This is a genomic window from Flammeovirga sp. SubArs3 (assembly GCF_947387565.1).
Classification (GTDB): Bacteria; Bacteroidota; Bacteroidia; order Cytophagales; family Flammeovirgaceae; genus Flammeovirga; species Flammeovirga agarivorans.
In genome coordinates, this window is sequence record NZ_CANDOA010000003.1 from 580,646 (window position 1) to 599,377 (window position 18,732).

General features: G+C 33.5%; 21 protein-coding genes. 6 read left to right on the top strand and 15 right to left on the bottom strand.

Going from position 1 to position 18,732, the window contains the following annotated elements; translation table 11 throughout:
• The first annotated feature begins 106 nt into the window (after nt 1-106).
• Nucleotides 107-1,744 carry an acyl-CoA carboxylase subunit beta gene (locus tag QL232_RS11470; protein WP_281614225.1) on the top strand — a complete coding sequence of 546 codons (1,638 nt, stop codon included), beginning with the start codon at nt 107-109 and terminating at the stop codon, nt 1,742-1,744.
• Between the two features lie 110 nt (nt 1,745-1,854).
• Here QL232_RS11470 and rplI read toward each other — a convergent pair whose 3' ends face one another.
• The 4 genes from rplI to QL232_RS11490 all read right to left on the bottom strand — a co-directional run bounded on the left by rplI (nt 1,855) and on the right by QL232_RS11490 (nt 4,049).
• Entirely contained in the window at nt 1,855-2,298 is a 444-nt protein-coding gene (gene rplI / locus QL232_RS11475; protein ID WP_281614226.1) for a 50S ribosomal protein L9, read from the bottom strand.
• 34 nt (nt 2,299-2,332) lie between these two features.
• Entirely contained in the window at nt 2,333-2,587 is a 255-nt protein-coding gene (gene rpsR / locus QL232_RS11480) for a 30S ribosomal protein S18 (RefSeq protein ID WP_168883292.1), read from the bottom strand.
• Nucleotides 2,587-2,955 carry a 30S ribosomal protein S6 gene (rpsF, locus tag QL232_RS11485; RefSeq protein ID WP_168883293.1) on the bottom strand — a complete coding sequence of 123 codons (369 nt, stop codon included), beginning with the start codon at nt 2,953-2,955 and terminating at the stop codon, nt 2,587-2,589. Before rpsF ends, rpsR begins: the two co-directional genes overlap by 1 nt.
• Nucleotides 2,956-3,092: 137 nt before the next feature.
• Nucleotides 3,093-4,049: a GTP-binding protein gene (locus tag QL232_RS11490; RefSeq protein WP_281614227.1), complete on the bottom strand. Its 957-nt coding sequence runs from the start codon at nt 4,047-4,049 to the stop codon at nt 3,093-3,095.
• A 94-nt stretch (nt 4,050-4,143) separates the two neighbouring features.
• Here QL232_RS11490 and QL232_RS11495 point away from each other — a divergent pair, with 94 nt between their 5' ends.
• On the top strand, nt 4,144-5,175 hold the full coding sequence (locus QL232_RS11495) for a guanosine monophosphate reductase (RefSeq protein ID WP_168883295.1): 1,032 nt from the start codon (nt 4,144-4,146) through the stop codon (nt 5,173-5,175).
• A 61-nt stretch (nt 5,176-5,236) separates the two neighbouring features.
• Here the strand turns inward: QL232_RS11495 and QL232_RS11500 are convergent, their stop codons facing one another.
• On the bottom strand, nt 5,237-5,512 hold the full coding sequence (locus QL232_RS11500) for a hypothetical protein (RefSeq protein WP_281614228.1): 276 nt from the start codon (nt 5,510-5,512) through the stop codon (nt 5,237-5,239).
• Nucleotides 5,513-5,702: 190 nt separating this feature from the next.
• Nucleotides 5,703-6,728 carry a rod shape-determining protein gene (locus tag QL232_RS11505; RefSeq protein ID WP_168883297.1) on the bottom strand — a complete coding sequence of 342 codons (1,026 nt, stop codon included), beginning with the start codon at nt 6,726-6,728 and terminating at the stop codon, nt 5,703-5,705.
• Between the two features lie 269 nt (nt 6,729-6,997).
• On the opposite strand from QL232_RS11505, the gene QL232_RS11510 reads away from it, so the two are divergent.
• On the top strand, nt 6,998-8,341 hold the full coding sequence (locus QL232_RS11510; protein ID WP_281614229.1) for a hypothetical protein: 1,344 nt from the start codon (nt 6,998-7,000) through the stop codon (nt 8,339-8,341).
• A gap of 39 nt (nt 8,342-8,380) precedes the next feature.
• Here the strand turns inward: QL232_RS11510 and QL232_RS11515 are convergent, their stop codons facing one another.
• The 5 genes from QL232_RS11515 to QL232_RS11535 form a co-directional block, all read right to left on the bottom strand.
• The gene (locus QL232_RS11515; protein ID WP_281614230.1) at nt 8,381-9,148 is read right to left on the bottom strand and encodes a hypothetical protein; all 768 of its coding nucleotides are present in this window, start codon (nt 9,146-9,148) and stop codon (nt 8,381-8,383) included.
• A 115-nt stretch (nt 9,149-9,263) separates the two neighbouring features.
• The gene (locus QL232_RS11520) at nt 9,264-9,653 is read right to left on the bottom strand and encodes a DUF1987 domain-containing protein (RefSeq protein ID WP_168883300.1); all 390 of its coding nucleotides are present in this window, start codon (nt 9,651-9,653) and stop codon (nt 9,264-9,266) included.
• An 11-nt stretch (nt 9,654-9,664) separates the two neighbouring features.
• Nucleotides 9,665-10,222, bottom strand: coding sequence for a SiaB family protein kinase (locus tag QL232_RS11525; RefSeq protein ID WP_168883301.1), 558 nt, complete (start codon nt 10,220-10,222; stop codon nt 9,665-9,667).
• A gap of 130 nt (nt 10,223-10,352) precedes the next feature.
• Nucleotides 10,353-11,204, bottom strand: coding sequence for a S1-like domain-containing RNA-binding protein (locus QL232_RS11530; protein ID WP_281614231.1), 852 nt, complete (start codon nt 11,202-11,204; stop codon nt 10,353-10,355).
• Complete coding sequence (locus tag QL232_RS11535) at nt 11,201-11,890, bottom strand: pseudouridine synthase (RefSeq protein WP_281614232.1); 690 nt, start codon at nt 11,888-11,890, stop codon at nt 11,201-11,203. The genes QL232_RS11530 and QL232_RS11535 overlap by 4 nt, the downstream gene beginning before the upstream one ends.
• Before the next feature lie 171 nt (nt 11,891-12,061).
• Between QL232_RS11535 and QL232_RS11540 the strand changes: the two genes are divergently transcribed.
• The gene (locus QL232_RS11540) at nt 12,062-12,307 is read left to right on the top strand and encodes a hypothetical protein (protein WP_281614233.1); all 246 of its coding nucleotides are present in this window, start codon (nt 12,062-12,064) and stop codon (nt 12,305-12,307) included.
• Between the two features lie 59 nt (nt 12,308-12,366).
• On the opposite strand, the gene QL232_RS11545 is transcribed toward QL232_RS11540, so the two are convergent.
• From QL232_RS11545 to QL232_RS11560, 4 genes are read right to left on the bottom strand one after another with little or no spacing between them, the layout of a single operon-like run.
• On the bottom strand, nt 12,367-12,966 hold the full coding sequence (locus QL232_RS11545) for a DUF445 family protein (protein ID WP_281614234.1): 600 nt from the start codon (nt 12,964-12,966) through the stop codon (nt 12,367-12,369).
• Between the two features lie 3 nt (nt 12,967-12,969).
• Entirely contained in the window at nt 12,970-13,545 is a 576-nt protein-coding gene (locus tag QL232_RS11550) for a Maf family nucleotide pyrophosphatase (protein WP_281614235.1), read from the bottom strand.
• A gap of 2 nt (nt 13,546-13,547) precedes the next feature.
• Nucleotides 13,548-17,156 (bottom strand): caspase family protein, encoded by a 3,609-nt coding sequence (locus tag QL232_RS11555; protein ID WP_281614236.1) that lies wholly within the window; start codon nt 17,154-17,156, stop codon nt 13,548-13,550.
• A 51-nt stretch (nt 17,157-17,207) separates the two neighbouring features.
• Nucleotides 17,208-17,486, bottom strand: coding sequence for a DUF2061 domain-containing protein (locus QL232_RS11560; RefSeq protein WP_281614237.1), 279 nt, complete (start codon nt 17,484-17,486; stop codon nt 17,208-17,210).
• A 298-nt stretch (nt 17,487-17,784) separates the two neighbouring features.
• On the opposite strand from QL232_RS11560, the gene QL232_RS11565 reads away from it, so the two are divergent.
• Together QL232_RS11565 and QL232_RS11570 are read left to right on the top strand one after the other, a co-directional pair.
• Nucleotides 17,785-18,072, top strand: a complete 288-nt coding sequence (locus QL232_RS11565; protein ID WP_281614238.1) for a hypothetical protein — start codon at nt 17,785-17,787, stop codon at nt 18,070-18,072.
• 70 nt (nt 18,073-18,142) lie between these two features.
• Entirely contained in the window at nt 18,143-18,718 is a 576-nt protein-coding gene (locus QL232_RS11570) for a Pathogenesis-related transcriptional factor and ERF protein (RefSeq protein WP_281614239.1), read from the top strand.
• Nucleotides 18,719-18,732 lie beyond the last annotated feature (14 nt).

Consider the following 18,732-nt stretch of genomic DNA (forward strand, 5'->3'; position numbering starts at 1 on the left):
GTATATTCTGTAGAATGTTTTTTCAATAAAAAATTTGTTCCTTCAATATGTACTTGTAATTTGAATTGATGATTTAAACACACATCAAACCCAGTATATAACACATATGAATTATTCTACTAAACAAAATCAACACTCAGAAGAAACACTAGCTACTTACCTCAATGAACTTGACGCAAAAAGAAAAACCACTCATCTTGGCGGTGGTGAAAAGAAGATTGCAAAACACAAGTCTAAAGGAAAACTTACTGCTAGAGAAAGAGTGAATCTTTTACTTGACTTCCCCAATGAAAGTATTGAAATCGGTACTTTTACAGGAGATGAAATGTACAAAGAGCATGGCGGATGCCCATCTGGAGGTGTCGTCGTCGTTATGGGCAAAGTCTCCGATCGACTTTGTGTCATCGTTGCCAATGATGCTACAGTTAAAGCTGGTGCATGGTTTCCAATAACTGGGAAAAAGAATCTCAGAGCACAGGAAATTGCCATTGAAAACAAAATTCCCATCATTTATCTCGTGGATAGTGCTGGAGTGTACCTTCCAATGCAAGATGAAATTTTTCCAGACAAAGAACACTTTGGAAGAATCTTCAGAAATAATGCGATCATGTCTTCTGAAGGTATTCCACAAATTGCAGCAATCATGGGAAGTTGTGTTGCAGGAGGTGCCTACTTACCCATTATGTCTGACGAGGCATTAATTGTTGATGGCACAGGATCAGTTTTCCTAGCAGGCTCTTACTTAGTGAAATCCGCTATTGGAGAAAGCATCGATAATGAAACCTTGGGCGGAGCAAGTACACATTCTGAAATTTCTGGTGTTACAGATTATAAATGTGAAGATGATACTGCATGTCTTGAGCAAATAAAAAGGCTTGTGGACAAAATTGGAGAGAATGACACGGCTGGTTTCAATAGAAAACCTTCACAATCTCCAAAAGAAAGTATCAGTACCATCGAAAATGTTTTCCCAATAGACAGAACAAAGCCTTATGATATGCTTGAGGTAATACATCGATTGGTTGACAACTCTGAATTTGATCAATACAAAGAAGGGTATGGACAAAGTATCTTATGTGGTTATGCAAGAATCGACGGTTGGGCTGTAGGGATTGTTGCTAATCAAAGAAAAATTGTCAAATCAAAGCAGGGAGAAATGCAAATGGGTGGAGTTATCTATTCTGACTCCGCTGACAAATCTGCTCGTTTTATCATGAATTGTAATCAGAAAAAGATTCCTTTATTATTTATTCATGATGTAACAGGTTTTATGGTCGGATCCCGCTCAGAACATAATGGTATCATAAAAGATGGAGCAAAAATGGTTAATGCCATGAGTAACTCTGTTGTACCTAAGTTTTCATTAGTGATTGGTAATTCATACGGTGCAGGTAATTATGCCATGTGTGGCAAAGCCTATGATCCAAGATTAATGTTAGCTTGGCCTACTTCACAAATAGCTGTTATGTCTGGAAAATCTGCTGCCACTACTCTTCTACAAATAAAAATTTCTACCCTAAAGTCACAAGGAAAAGAGCTTTCGAAAGAAGAAGAGAAAGAACTTTTTGATGAGATTAAAGCTAAATATGATGATCAACTATCTCCATATTATGCTGCTGCTCGATTATGGGTTGATGAAGTTATTAAGCCAGAAGAAACCAGAAAGTATATTTCGCTTGGGATAGAAGCTGCCAACCAGAACAAAACAGATAAAAGATATAATGTCGGTGTTATTCAGACATAGAATTGTATAAAACCGAAAGAGGCTTTCTGATAAAAACCAGAAAGCCTCTTAAGGAAAAAACTCAAAGTGATAAGATTGCTGCCTAACGGCAGTAAATTCTTAAACTTTAATTATGCAGAAACTACTTCTAATGCAATTTCGTGCTGAACTTCTTTGTGAAGATCAAGGACAGCTGTATACTCACCTAACATACGGATTTCAGCATTGAAACCAATACGCTTACGGTCAATATCATAACCTTGAGCTTTCAAAGCGTCAGCTACTTGCAATGGAGTAACCGCACCAAATATTTTACCACTTTCACCTGCTTTAGCAGTAAGTGTTAAAGTCATTTCGCCAATTTTAGCTGCTAATGCTTCAGCATCTTGCTTAACTTTTTCAAGTTTGTGAGCAGCTTGCTTGATCTCTTCGTTTCTCATGCTAATGTTAGCTGGCGTAGCTAATGTAGCGAAGTTTTGAGGGATCAAATAGTTTCTACCGTATCCAGGTTTAACGTTAACAATGTCGTTCTTGTAACCTAAACCTTTGATATCTGTTTTTAAAATTACTTCCATGATTAAGGATAAATTTTTAAATATCTAATAAAGATTACTTTAAACCGTCTGCTACGTAAGGTAGAAGAGCAAGTTGACGAGCACGTTTTACAGATCTAGCAATTTTCTTTTGGAATTTTTGCGAGTTACCTGTAATACGACGAGGTAAAATTTTACCTTGCTCGTTTAAGAATTTTAATAAGAATTCAGGATCCTTATAATCGATGTATTTCACACCGTACTTTGTGAAGCGGCAGTACTTTTTAGTACGCTCTTGTCTTCTGTTGATAGGTTCGTTTTGGAGACTCATTATGCCGATTTTTCTTCAGTTTCAGATTTTTTTGCCCACTCACCATTTCTTCTACGAGCGTTGAAATCAACACCGTGCTTGTCTAAAGAGACAGTTAAGAAACGTAAGATGTTTTCGTCACGCTTTAATTCGATTTCGAATTTAGCGATGATTGACGGATCTGCTTTGAATTCAAACAGGTGGTAGTGACCCGTAGACTTTTTGTCGATTGGGTACGCTAACTTTCTAAGTCCCATATCTTCAGAATGGTACACATCTGCATCTGCACCTTTCAAAAGACCTTCAAATTTAGCAATAGTCTCCGTGGTTTCGGAATCGGACAACACAGGTGTCACGATGAAGACTACTTCATAATGCTTAATTGCCATTTTAAATAAAATTTTTTGAAAAATTCAAAAATTCATTACCCGAATACTTTTCGGGTTTGCAAAAGTAAGAACTTTTCATTTCAAACCCAACAATTATCCGAAATGAAATTATGGATTAACAAGAATTTAGAAAACACCTATCTTAGGATGGACTTAATTTTTCTCTCTATAGCCTCCTTTTTGATACCTTTTCCAATTACTACTATCCTATTCAATTTATCTTCTGAAGGTTTCCAAGGGTTGCCTATTACAATTTTTGATTCATTTCTAACACCTTGTACTATTACTTTATTTGTTTCTCCTTTAATATTGAAGATCCCTTTAAAGCGATAGATCACTTCATATTGTAATTGTAATAATACGGAGAGCCACATTTCCAGCTTCACAGGATCTACTCCACCCTCAAAAGTGAATGAATAAGAAACTACATCTCCGTGTTGATGCTCATGGTGATGTTGAATAAAGCTCGTTCTTTCTTCCACTTTATTAGCATTGTAAGAATTCAATGAAAGAATATCTTTCTCTACTTTTTCACCATTATAAATTCTTTCAACAAAAGCTGCAGGATTAATAAGTTTTGCCTGTAATGCAGCAGATTTGATTTCGTCTTCAGTCGCTAAATCACATTTGGTAAGAAATAATATATCTGAAAATGCGACTTGTTTTAATGCTACCTCATGATCACTTAATGACTGCACAAAATTCTTAGCATCTACTAAACCTACAGTCGCATTAATTTCAAAAATACTCGCAATACCTGGATCACCTACAAAAGCAGCGGCGACAGCACTAGGCTCAGCAATTCCAGTAGTCTCAATTAATAGGTGGTCTATTTTTTTTCCACTGTCAAGTAACTTCCTTAAGATTTCTCTTAATTCACCATTCAGATTGCAACAAATACATCCATTAGACAGCTCAAATATATCTTCTTGTTTATCTACAACTAATCCTCCATCAATACCTACTTCACCAAATTCATTTTCGATAACGGCAAACTTTGTATTCGGATATTTTTCGATTAAATTGTTAAGAAAAGTGGTCTTGCCTGCACCAAGGAACCCTGTGATCAAGGTCACACCTATTTTATTTTCCATAATATTTATTCACAACTCATTAACAATGCAATTGCATTGAAAACATTATATTTGTTTGTTTTGTGAATGTAAAATTACAGTATAATCTTTCAGTATGAAAATCAGAAAGGCATATAGTTTTGATGACGTGTTAATTGTACCTAAATACAACACCATCAAATCTCGTAGGGATGTGAAATTTACTACTAAAGTAACTAAAAATCATTCAATTGATATCCCAGTTTTAATTGCTAACATGGACACAGTTTGCGAAAGCAATATGTGTATTGCAGTTGGTAGACTTGGTGGTTTAGGTGTTCTTCACCGTTTTTTAACGATTGAAGAGCAAGCTGAAGAAGTAAAAAAAGTTAAGGCAGAGGGGCTATTATGTGCAGCTGCTTTAGGTATTAAAGATTATGAAGAAAGATTAGCAGCACTTGCAGAAGCTAAGGTCGATATTATTGTTTTAGATATTGCTCATGGGCACTCTGAAATGACAAAAGAGACTCTTCTATTCATCAAAAAGAATTATCCTCAAATTGATGTAATGGTTGGTAACATTGCCACTCGCGATGCAGCTGTAGATTTCTTAGAATGGGGTGCAGATGCATTAAAAGTTGGTATTGGCCCTGGCTCTATGTGTACTACTCGTATCATGACAGGTTCAGGAGTACCACAATTAACTGCTATTGATGATGTTTATCAAGCCGTTGGTGATCGTATTCCAATTTGTGCTGATGGTGGTATCAAAACTCCAGGTGATATTGTAAAAGCAATTGGAGCTGGTGCTGATAATGTAATGGTAGGTTCAATCGTATCTGGTACTGATGAAGCTCCAGGTGAATTGATCACTACTACAGAAGGCAAATTCAAAACTTATAGAGGTATGGCCTCTTTTGATGCTGCGATCAGTAAATTGAAAAAAGACAATAAAAAATCGAGAGAAGTAATTTCTGTCGAAGGTGAAAAGACTTTGGTGCCTTACAAAGGACCAGTTGAACCTATTATCAAAAAATATTTAGGAGGTCTTGCTTCTGGTATGACTTACCAAGGAGCTACAGCTATCGACCAAATGAAAGGTCAGGTAGAGTTTGTAGAAATGACTTCTTCAGGCTTATACGAAAGTAAAGCACATGGTGTAAGATAATATATACACCTAACATAATGTAAAACACCCTGCTAACTATATTGATAACAGGGTGTTTTTTTTAATTATCATGAACTAACTCTAATAATATTTTCTTTTCGAAACATTCATGGATTTGTAACTTCCGCACTTTAGAAAGCTTATTTTTCTGCACTAACTTTCCTCCATTCATTACGGTATTGAAATTGATACATATCTCGATCATTCTTCCAATATTAAAAGCTTTCACTTCTTTTCCTTCGAAAATAAATGGAACTTCCCATGAGGTAATCTCCTTTTCTATTTCGATCAATGACATCGTAGTTTGTGGGACTAAATACCTGAAATTTCTTCTCACTGTAGTAATATAGATTATAATAGTTAATTAATTGTTTAATAGTAAACAATGTTATATACGAGAGAAATCAAAAAATAATTACCATATATCAATGAACTTGTCATTTTTTATGATTCATAAACAAAAAAAAACTCTTTAGTAAAAGATAACCTTCTACTAAAGAGTTTTTATATAATAAACTATAAAGCTATTAAGTCATTAATACTGCTTTATAATCATCTAGATCTTTTAATGCTTGACCTGTACCTCTAACTACCGCTCTTAACGGGTCATCAGCAACATGGACTGGAAGTTTTGTTTTAATTGAAAGTCTTTTATCAAGACCTCTTAATAATGCACCACCACCAGTTAAGTGAATACCTCTATCGTAGATATCAGCGGATAATTCTGGAGGAGCAGTTTCCAAAGCTCTTAAAACAGCTTCTTCTATCTTAGAGATTGACTTATCAATTGCATAAGCCACTTCAGAATATGTTACAGTAATTACTTTAGGAATACCTGTCATCAAGTCACGACCACGTACTTCAAATGGCTCGATTTCTTCTTCCAATTCTGTTAAAGCAGAACCTACTTCTACTTTAATTTTCTCGGCAGAACGTTCACCAATTAAAAGGTTATGTTGTCGACGCATGTAATCAAGGATATCTCTTGTAAATACATCACCTGCTGTTCTGATTGATTGATCACCAACGATACCAGAAAGAGCAATTACTGCAATTTCAGTTGTACCACCTCCAATATCAACAATCATACTACCTACTGGCTGTTCAATATTAATACCGATACCAATAGCAGCAGCAATTGGCTCAGGAATCATGTATACTTCTTTAGCTCCCGCATGTTCAGCAGAGTCACGAACGGCACGCTTTTCAACTTCTGTAATACCAGAAGGAATACAAATTACCATTCTATGAGATGGAGTGAAGAATCTTTTTCCTTGGTTGATCATTCTGATCATACCACGTATCATTTGTTCAGCAGCATGGAAATCGGCAATTACACCATCTCTTAAAGGTCTAATTGTTCTAATATTTTCGTGAGTTTTCTCATGCATCTGCATGGCTTTGTTACCCACCGCGATAACTTTTCCGTTCTGACGATCCAATGCAATAATTGAAGGCTCGTCTACTACTACTTTATCTTTTTGGATAATCAGAGTATTTGCTGTGCCTAGGTCAATTGCTAAATCGCTAGAAAAGAAATCAAATAATCCCATATATTATATTTTTGCTATCAGTTTCAAGTTATTGTATTTACTCAAGTCTGCTAGGTTATTAAATCCGTCAAAATGTTGCCCTTTAAGACAGTTTATGCCTTAGCTTAAACTTTAACTTTGCAAATCAACAAAAACATACTCTAAATAGAAAGTATGTGTAAAAATTACATCACTTTTTTTACATCTGTTTTGTTTTTTTACTATGTAATTCGATACAAACTAAGTATACTTGAGGAAGTATTTAAGAAAATCATTAAAAAATCAATCGAATGCATCTTAATGAACTTTATGAATTAGAGAAAAGTGATCGCTTAGATTTGGAAGCCCATAACATCACTCCTGTTTCTGATGATTTCATTTTCTCTAAAAATGAGTACGAATTCCTTAAATTATTGTATGATACTGGTGAGCAAATCAATAGCTCATTATTTCCTCAATTCTCTGAAGGTGTTCTTGCTGAATTAAAGTCTTTACTGGATTCATTTGATTTGGGTCAGAAAAACCGTAAGTCATTTCTACCTCAGTTAGCAACAATTAAGTTAGATTCTATCCAAACGGATTTCTTAACTCCAATTATTACAAAATTGGATGAAGTCGAAACTGATTGGGAATTTGAAGATGAAAACCGTTGGGAATTAATTGATTCGCTAAAGAATATCTCTGTTCTTTTCATGATGAACGAAATTGAAAGAGAATTTGGGGACAGTGATTTATCTAATTCTACTACACTTACTGATGATGAGTTTAGATTTCTTTCTATTATTCATGAGGATGAAACAAAGAATAAAAAAGAGGTAACTGTTGGAAAGTTAACCTTTAATCTTGCTCAATTGGATTATGTGAGAGAAATTATTTCTACTTTAGAATACCCTGAAAATACTCCACTTAATTTAGACCAGGAGAACTTTATTCTTGGCATCCTTGAAAAGTGTTCTCACTTAAATGAAGAGGAAGAAGATGAATTCCACACCTTCAGTATTAAAGAATTATTTGAGATAGAATCTTCATCTACTTCGAATAATAATGAATCATCAATTTTTGCCGATAACAACTTTTCAAAGGCTGAACTCAAATTATTGGATGCTGTTTTTAATGACAAAGGATTCATCAAAATAGGTGATTCTAAATACAACAAAAAGCAGTTAGATAGTTTAAAAAGAGCTTTCACTGAAGAAATTGAATGGAGTGAAATAAAAAAATACTTTTCTGAATCCCAACAGGAATTAATTACTCATATTTTCTTGGTTTACGAAAATCAGTTCCTCATAGAAAATGAGAATGACGATGAAGAAAGAATTGATATTGAAGTTTTCTTCCTCATGGATCAAATCGAAAGAAATGAGGTAGAATCTATCGGTTCATCAATTGGTGAATTAATATTTACAGATGAACAGTTTAACCTTCTAGATGCTGTCTTCAAAAATAAAAAATCATTTGAAAGTGAATTACACAAGTTTAAGCTTAACCGTAATGAACTTGATAAAATTGAAAAAATATTTGATCAATTACCACTCTACCAATCAGGAAAAATTGTCCTCTCATTACCTAAGAAAGCAAAGGTATTTGTAGACAATCTGATACAAACAGCAATCGATAATGATCCTCAGATATAACAAAAAAGGCTACCAAGTATTAATTGGTAGCCTTTTTTATTAATCTAACTCTACATGATTTTGATTAGAAAAAAGCTGACTAAAATCTATATCTATATTAGTATTTCCCGTTCGAGGTTTTAATTCTATAAATGAAGCCTGACCTGCCACATGCGTCACATTTGTCTCAACCATACCATGCTGTCCGTTTTCAGAATAATATATTTTGATATTATTACTCCCTCCCTCATTAGTATAAGCATAAAAGGAAGTAGAACTCTCTGGAACTTGTGAAAATGAATAAGCATTATTGGCTACAACACTATCTATTGTCGTGATATTACTTTCAGGAAAAACCAATATTGAACTTCGGTTGGTTGTCGCTTGTATATTTAATGAGGTAATACTATCTCTACCAACGCTAAAATTATAAGATTGAGAAGAACGAACATCTAATCTTTCTGTCCATATCTGATTATCTCCATATCTAATGGTTTCCATTTCTAGATCATAATCACCTACCATTGATCCTGATAAGGATAATATAGGTTCCTCGTTACCTATCAACAAAGATGCAGGAGGAACTACATGAGTAACTTCCTCATTTCCATCATCAATGATAAAACGAACTGAATCGATCAATAATGGCATCGTTGGTAATACCTTTATTGTTGAGGACTTTAAATTTGATGTAGAATATTCTAGTTGTGAATTCAGGGATACTTCTATTGTTCCTGTTTCAGAAACAGGTTGAATATCACTAGAACTATTACAAGAAATAAAGGAAATGAATAATAACGTTAATATTAGGTTATAAGTAGTCTTCATGGGTAAATGAGTAAACTGGTTAATTTAACATCGAGAACATAATTTCCCCCACTTTTGTTCCAATAAAAAAATAGGATACCTTAAATGTATTTAAGATATCCTATTTAAAATTATTTTATTCGTCTTCTTCTTCAAGAATATGCATGTGAATTGGAAGTTTAATAACTTCTTTAAAGTCCTCTCCAGACTCTTGCATATCTTCGTCGTCTTCTTCGTAATACCAATTTACTTCAACATCATGTCCACTTGCTTTTAGTAATTCAAGTTTTCTAAAAACTTCAACTAAACATTTTGATGATGATGTATTAAAGTATTCAAGACGAACGTCGAAAATAGTTTTGCTTTGTGGCTTGGTGTTGTATTCATCCATCCACTCGAACAAAGGTTTATAAAATTCAATAGAATTTTCAGGAATCGATCTTCCTGATATAAGAAAATGACCACTCTCATATTCCATCTGAATTAGAGGAGTCTTTGGTGTATCTTTCTTTAAAAAATCTTTCATTTTTGTGCAGGTTAAATCGGTACGCTAACTTTGATAGTAAAAAAGGAATGTGTGTCATCAGTACTAGTAAAATCATAGTCTAGTTTTTGACCAGATTTTCTTGCAATATCAATGATACCAAGGCCGGCTCCGCCTTGCTCCGAAAAATCTCCATTACTTAAAACTTTTCTGTAACGTTTTTTCAACTCATCAACAGAAAGTTCATTAATAGAGTCAATCCTTTCCTTAAGAAAGTTAGCTGTCTCGATAGGCACATAATTGCCTGCGACAATATAATAGGCATCTACATCTTTAGAGAGTAGAAATAGAACAACATTCGTTTTAGGATCAACTGTTGAGTTGGCTTCAATTCCTTCAAAATGATGGAAAATATTTTGCAATATCTCTACAGCAATCACATTGATTCTTCTCTGAAGTTTCATCAGTGATTCTTGTTCAGATAGTGCGTCTTCAACTCTACTCAGTATTTCTCCTAAAATGTCATCATTCATCATGCCTCTGAAAGCAAATAGTTCTTTACCATTTGCTCCCCTCAGCTTTTCATATAGAGAATTTACTTCTGAATGCACTTTTATTATAGTGTTATCCAATTTTGTCAAGCTCTCATTTTTTATATCAGATGAGAAAAATTAATTGTATACAATTACCTTAACTTCATCTAGTATTCAAAATGTTTTCTAAAAAATTTATTGCAAAATATTAAAAATCTACAAGTTCAGTCCCTTCAGCAGTGAATTTTACCACTCCCATCTTATACAAATAACCCAATATTTGCTTAAACTGCTTTTTGCTCATTTTATATTCTTTCTTGATTTCAGCTGGATGACTCTTATCGTTAAAAGGAATAAAACCACCAGTCTTTTTCATTTTTAACAATAATGTCTTTGCCGTTTTCTCAATACTTTCTTCATGATAACCAGGTCTTGCAGTAGTCAAGTCAAGTTTTCCATCAGGTCGTATATTACTGATATATCCTTTTACAACCTTACCTAATTTTAGAGGAGAGTAAATTTGATTCTTATATAACAAACCCAGCCATTTCCTGTTTACGATACATTCGTAACCCAATTCAACTTCTTGAGCTATGTACATAAATACTTCTTGGTTAGTCGAAAAATCTGAAGTATTTGTATTCAGGTGTTTGTGTAATTTAGATGTAGCAAAAACCCTACCCGTTTTACGATCTAAGTCGACATAAACCGTGTAAGTCCTCTTTTTTCTCATTGGGTGAGTTGCAGACTGCTCAGAAAATGGCACAAATAAGTCTTTAGAGATACCCCAATCTAGGAATGCTCCATTTTTATTAGTGTCTTTACATTCCAATGTAGTAAACTCCCCTACGATACCTTTTGGCTTCTCATGAGTTGCTACCCATCTTCTTTCATTATCAGTATATATAAAAACAGTAGTTGTTTCCCCTACTTTTAACTCTTCGTTGGCTAAACGTATAGGCATAAAAACATCACCTTCTTCAGTTGAAAAGAAATAACCAAAGTCAGTAATTCTAGATACTTCGAGGTCATTGTACGAGCCTACAAGTATTTTATTCATATCTTAATTTCTAATTTGTTTAATAATTGTTGAAAATCTTCTGGCAAGTCAGCTTGAATACTCACCATTGTATTAAGGTAGGGATGAATAAATGAATACTTTGAGGCATGCAACCACAACCTATCCAATTGAAAATTCTCCAACATCATATTGTTATGTCTATGATCTCCATATCTTCTATCTCCAATAATTGGATGGTTTTCACCTCTTAAATGAAGTCTAATTTGATGTGTTTTACCCGTATAAGGTTTAGACTCGACAAGTGTATACCTAGAGGTTTGATATTTACCTACAGGAATATTCAGTTCTACCTTTGCAATAGGTTTAATGAATGTTTTAGCTTTCTTATATACTTTGTCGTATCGATTTTTAATATCTTTTGTACAAAGCTTTTCTTCTAAAAGATGACCTCTTACCAGTGACAGGTATCGTTTATCAACATCACCATTTTCATTATTTAATTCCTGAAATTTCTGACAAGCTTCAGAAGACAGTCCAAAAATTAGTACTCCAGAGGTCGCTCGATCTAGGCGATGGCAAGGATAAACATATTGATTGATTTGATCTCTCAATAGATGAATGGCAAATTCACCTTCTTTTCCGGTTAATTCTGAAGGATGAACCATTAAACCTGTCGGTTTATTAATGGCCACATAATGATCATCTCTGTATAAGATGTCTAACATTTATTAAATTTTGCTTAAAAACTGCTGAAAAATAAACACTAATGTACCTGTATACGTACATATAACTGTTTATATTTGCACTTGAACAAATATACAAGGTATAAAATCATTTCTTTGTGAAAATGATTATTTATATATAAACATTACGAATTTTTACAGCAATTAATAATTATGTTATTAAAGATATTAATAGTTGCTTTTGCTTTTGCTTTCTTATTTAAACGTTATTCTAAAGTTATTATCAGATTTTTGATGAACGTTTTATCAAAGCGATTGATGAAAATGCAACAAGAGCAAGTGAACAACTTTCATTCTCAACAAACAAGACATCAACAACCTCAATATTCAGAGCAATTTGAAAAAGCAATACAGGTCGATGAGGATATGACCATTTATGTTCCAAAAAAGAAAAAATAACAAAACGAGCCTATGTCAGAATACTAAGACATAGGCCCGTTTCAATTATATATGATTATTTATTGCATCATTAAAATAGCCACCTGAACTAAACCAATAAAGAAACCTAAAACAGCTCCCATTATTTCAATAAATGTAAGTTCAGACTTTATTACAGCCATTAAAAGATCTTCAAACTTTTCATCAGAAAAATCCATTACTTTTTCATACACTACCTGTTCAATACTAATAGAGGTGATATTAGAACCAATATCTTCCATTAATTTTGGAATCATATCATCGACTGATTTTTCCATTCCAGTTCTAATTTGATCGATAATTGCATCGCCACCAAACATTTGCAACATTGGGCCAAATTGCACCGCCTTCTCGTCAACAAATTCATTAATTCGTTTCATCACTGCAGTCTTTAGTTTAGCCTTATTGTCTTCTGTATTAAGCTTATCGACAATCATCTCTGGTGTAAAAAGGTCTTTCTCAACAATTACACCTAATCTTCTTGCTAATGTTTCTTTCCTTCTTGGAAACACCCCATGAAGTGTAAATAAACCTAAGTTAATTGGTTTCCTTGGATGAAATAACATTTTGATAGCCACATAGTTTGTTACCCATCCTATACCTGCTGAGATCACAGGGAGTATCCACATCACAGTACTCATAGTTTAAATAATTTCTTTTAAAGTTGAATATAATTTCTCTGTTGGTAAGCCCATTACAGTAAAATATGAACCATTGATCTTTTTAATAAAAGCCATGCCTATCCATTCTTGAATACCATATGCTCCTGCTTTATCAAATGGTTTTTTATGATCTACATAGTATTCCATTTCTTCTAAAGAAATCGAATTGAAATGTACTTCTGCAACATCTGTAAAGCTTACTTCTTTATCTTCCGTTTTTATATAAACAGCAGAATACACATGATGTACATTATTGGAAAGCAATTGAATCATTTCAAATGCCTCTTCTCTACTCTTAGGTTTACCTAGTACTTTGTTGTTTACCACTACAACAGTATCAGAGAAAATAACAAGTTGTTTTGAAGACAAGTCTTCAAAAGCGGCAGCCTTTAATCCTGCGATATATTCTGCAACTTTTTCTGTTTCTATATCTGATGGATATGATTCATCAACTTCCCTTACTTCAACTTTGAAATCAATGTCCAATCCTTTTAACAATTCAGCTCTCCTAGGTGATTTTGAGGCTAAAACCACCTCATAACCTTTTAATTGAATCATGTTTAAATATCTTGAAAATACGAAATGACCTCAAAGATAACTTTATCTATTAATTTTTCTTGATCTGCATCCACAACATTGAAAGAATGTTTCACTTCATTATCTGAAATTATCTTAACCATCAATCTAATTCCAGATCCTGAAGACACGTATTTTCCTCTTAATTGATACACATCACTACCATTTGCATTTGGCGTAAATGTGAAAGAATTGTATCCAGTGTTTTTCCCTTCTGATTGAGCTAATAATGCTTTATCAATTTTTTTTGTTAGTTCTAATGGGTCCAACCAAGACTGACCATCTTCAAACTGTGAACCTGTTATTCTAGACAATGTTGAATATAAAACGATATTATCTCTTACATTATCCGTCACTCTTCCAATATCAAAACTATCTCCACCAGTAGGAATTCTCATTTCAGGTTGTTGCATGGCCCCAAATCGTTCGGCTAACCTTGGTACTTCATCTACAGAATTACCAAACATTCTTTGAACATCTAAAAATTCACCTTGTCTTAAATCACCACTTTTCAGATAGTCCAGAATAGAATAAGTAAGTAGACCTTGACCGTACATTGTTGATTCATAACTGACTTTATCTGCAGCAGCACCTGCCAACAAATACATTCCAGAACGAGTACGTACTCTTTCTAAAGCTCTTAAACGAATCGCCTCTTCATCAACATTCCTCATGGCAATGACCGTTTCTGCAAATTTCCCTGCATTACATGCATCCATAATAAATACTTGTCGCGTCACAGGAATATTCCTCATCCACTCAATCCATTCTTTCCCCGCAATACAATAATTATTTTTTATAGACTCATCCTTGATATCCGCAGTAATCATATCCTTAGTTAAAAAGTAGAAATCTTCGTCTCCATCTTTTTCCATTTGTGACATGCCATGCCCTGCCATAAAAATAAAGAGAACATCCGATGGGTTCATCCGTGTTGCTAATGAGTCAAAAGCATTTTTTATGTTTGTTTTTGTAGGCTGATAATTCTCCTCTTCTTGATCTGTCGTAAATAACTCAATATTTACCCTATGTTCACCAAACAAACCTGTTGCAGCACCTTCTATTGAAGCTGCAATTTGTTCTGCATCCTTGGCTGCGTATTTCAAATCAAGTGTATTTCCTCTGTAATTGGAAACTCCAATAACGATACCGTAGAAAGAAGGAACGGTTTTATCTTCCTTAGAGGCTTTGTGCTTTATGGTTAATCCTCTTCCTGATAAAGTACCATCGAGGTTTTCAACATTAATTGTTATATCATTAAGTTCTCCGCCTTGGAATAAGTACTTAATACTATCCATAGGTACTACATATCGTTGTTTTGATGTATTCTGATAGATGATATTAAGTTTTTTAATGGGTTTAGTACTCTTATATTTTGAGATATCTGAAAGTACTTCTTTACCGTTCACATTAACTGACACTCGACCAATTCCTCCACCTCTATCTTCAACGTCTATAATTAGTTTATTTTCTCTTTTATAAAGAGATGCCGATGGGAATAACGATATCTCATGAAGATTAGGTACCGGTCTTAAATCATTACCAGTAAATAGCTTTGTCCCTAAACCAGGTTCCCAATACATATCTTGTAGCTGGTGGAGGTCAATAATTTCTGAATCTACTACATAGTATAAGTTTTTCATATTTGACTCAGAAGCATCAAATAATCCAGAATAATGTTCTACCAACCAACCTGAGTCACCATTCGTATATACCCCTCCATATTTATAAGGAGATGCTAAATCCCAAATACCTACATTATAATCACTTGATAAGGTAAGGAATACATCTTTACCTGGAAAATCTGCCACTTGAATAACATTGCCAGTACTTTGGTTATAGATGTTTATTTCTTGCGATAGGTCTGGTGTATATGTCTTTAAAGTTCCATTCTCCTCCGATACAATTAAATATTTATTATCATAAGTATATGATACACTGAGGATTTTATGTTTAACTGGAATACTTCTTAGTAAAGTTCGGCTATCCAAGTCCCAAATACTTAACTTGTTTTTACCTCCAACCACTAAATATTTCCCATCCGAACTGAAAGTCATAGAATGGATATACCAATCTTTACTTGAAAAAGAATTTACAATTTTATTTGAATCCAAATCCAAAACTCCAATCTTTCGATCAGAAAATGCCATAATCACATTATTTTTTCTAGGGTTGGAAGTAATGGCAGTAATATTAGCAAACGAGCTATGTATTTTTCGTGCAGAATCAGGATTGATATAAGGGTTTGATAAAAATATATCTCCTCTATCATCTGTGAAAATTATTGATGAGTCGTTATGTAAAACATGAGTATGTACAATTGGAGCATAGTGTTTAAATTCAATTTTCTTTTGAAAATTATTGATACCTTCCCAAATCTTAATTGTTGAATCCAAACTTGTCGTTAATAGATCTCCTCTTTTCAAAAATTCTAATTTCGAAATATCCTTCGTATGTGCTTCTATTTTTTTTAGATCATCTCTACTCCCAACATTCCACAATCTCACATTTCCGTCTTCAGAAGCAACGGCAATTGCACCTACTTCTAATGAAACAGAAAATTCTTTGGCCTTTGTCTTAATGGGTTTCCAAGAACTCACCAACTTCATTCCCTCCATTTCCCACATAGAGATCTCACCACTTTTATATGCCACAACAGCTACATTCCCATCTTTATTAAATGACGTTGTAACAATATTCCTCTCTTCGAACTTCTCTTTTAAAACTAATTTATCACCAACAATATCATAGATATAAGCATGATCTCCTAAAGACGTCACAATCAATTGATTGATAGACTCTGAGTACTTCATACTTCTCACTCCCGTACCATCCGGTAAATGCCCATTATGATGGGTAGAATCGGTAGATAAGTTCCATGAAACTAAAGATCCATCCCATGATCCACTAACTACTAATTTTCGTTTCTTCAGAAAAACAATGTCTGCAACCCAATCATTATGAAGAATGTGATGTCTTTTCATTTTTTTTGTCATCACATTCCATTCCTGGACATCACCATTAAATTTACCGAGAAAAATAGTCTGATTTTGTTTCCCAAAAGTCGTAAAAGTTGAAATACCACTCTTCAATTCATCAGACCAGTCTATCAGCTCATTTTTATTTGATTTACTCCAATCCCAATAAAACACTTGCCCTTGTGCATTAATATACAGGATCAGGTTCTTCTGAAATCTCACTTCTTGTACCGCTTCAGGTAAACTTCTTAAAGAAGCGAGCAACATCCCATTTTTGGCAGACCAAACCTTTACAGAATGATCTAAACCTGCCGATACAATAAATTCGTTATTCCTAGATAAGGAAATATCGGTAATAGCTATATCATGAGCATTTATTGTTCTCAATAAGCGTTCTTGACCAGCATCCCAAATTTTTATTGTACGGTCCTCCCCTGAAGAAATTACAAGGTTACCGTCATTGGAAATATCCAAGGCATTTACTTTACCTAAGTGGCCTTGTGAAAAAGTAATAGCAATATTATTCTCTTGTGCTTTTAATAAGGCAGCATAAAAAAAGAGACCAATGCAAATCATTAGTCTCCCTATTTGAATAGTTTTTCTTGTTGGATTCATAGTTGATTTACCCTTATTAGAGTAAAGATACAAATCACTAAGTATGTATCATTAAAATTTTGATGTAAACTTCTCCCAAATTCTTTCATGGAAATAATAGAGGACCATTTTAGAAAAAACCTCTACAGAACCAATAGAGATAGCCATTGTTAATTCACCTGTAATAAAGTAAGAAATAACCATTGTATCTATTGTTCCAACCATTCTCCATGATACAGATTTAGCAACGCTAACCCATTTAGGCTTAGTCCTAACACCTGTTTTTTCAGCAGTTTCTTCCTCAGCTTTATACTGTTCAAGTTTGTGTTCTATTAATTTATCTGCTAACATAAAAGTTTATTTGTAACCAATTTCTTATTACCCTACTAAATCTGTAGGCAATTATAGTGATAAGAAAATAAAACTCAAAATTGAAATTGTTTATTTATTTGAATTACCCCTTTTCATTGAAATAATTTTTGAAAATATTGTATAATTCAATGTATTTGATTTAATTAACAAAACTATAATATTTTTAGCGAAACACGTTGCTATAATAATCAAACAACTGATGAGAAAAAGAAAAAATTATCCTGGTGAGGAGCGAGTTGTGGGCACCAAGGACTATGGACTAATCTTAAGCAGTCTGATGAACTACAGAAACCAACTACTTCGGGAAAGTGAAGATGCTAAAATGGCATTAATCTTTAGTAAGATATCGGAAAAGCTTAAAGAACTTGGTTTTATCAGAGCATCAGATTCTGTAAAAACTAAAATTGGCAATAAAGGAATCAGCGGAGAATACAGCATCTCTCAAAAAAGAAAGAATGATGTTATTGAAATCTCAAACAAATGCTGGCATTCAGGAAAACAAAAACATGAGACAGCTAAACAAAAGAAAAAGTCACGTGTAGTAGCACCAGCATTAAGTCTCTAATATTTGTTCTCAATCTTTCTTCAACATAACTTTCAATTTTTTTTAACTTACTCATTGCATTTTTATCATTATGCTAATAAAAATTCAACTAAAGAACTCTCCCAATCAAGTCATTGTGGATGATTTTGTATATGAGTATCTATGTTCTAATCCTTATTTAAAAAGCATTGATTTTGTTTATAACCTTAGAGAACACTCTTCAGGAAGAGCTGTTTTTCAAAAGTCTTGGAAACAAAGCAATGGTAAATACAAAACTGATACGATTTATTTACACAAATTCGTTGCTGAAAACTTCCTTAAAAAAGAAGAAGACAATGAAGGTACATTAATTCGAATCATTAATGGAAACAGGCTAGATTGCCGTATTAAGAACTTAGCATATTCGAATCGCTCCGAAATAAAGAGGAATACTCGTACTTCTACTAATAAAACAGGTTATATCGGTGTTTTAAAAGAGAAAAACCGTTACAAGGCTGTAATTTACAAAGACAGAAAACCAATCTTTTTGGGAAGCTACACTACTGCCGAAGAAGCTGCTTTAGCTTATAATAAGAAATCTATCGAGCTTTTTGGTAAAACTAGAAACTTAAATAAAGTATCAGAATCTTCTATTAAGAAAATAGAAGAAGTTGAACAGGGTGAATAAATTAAGCAATAAGA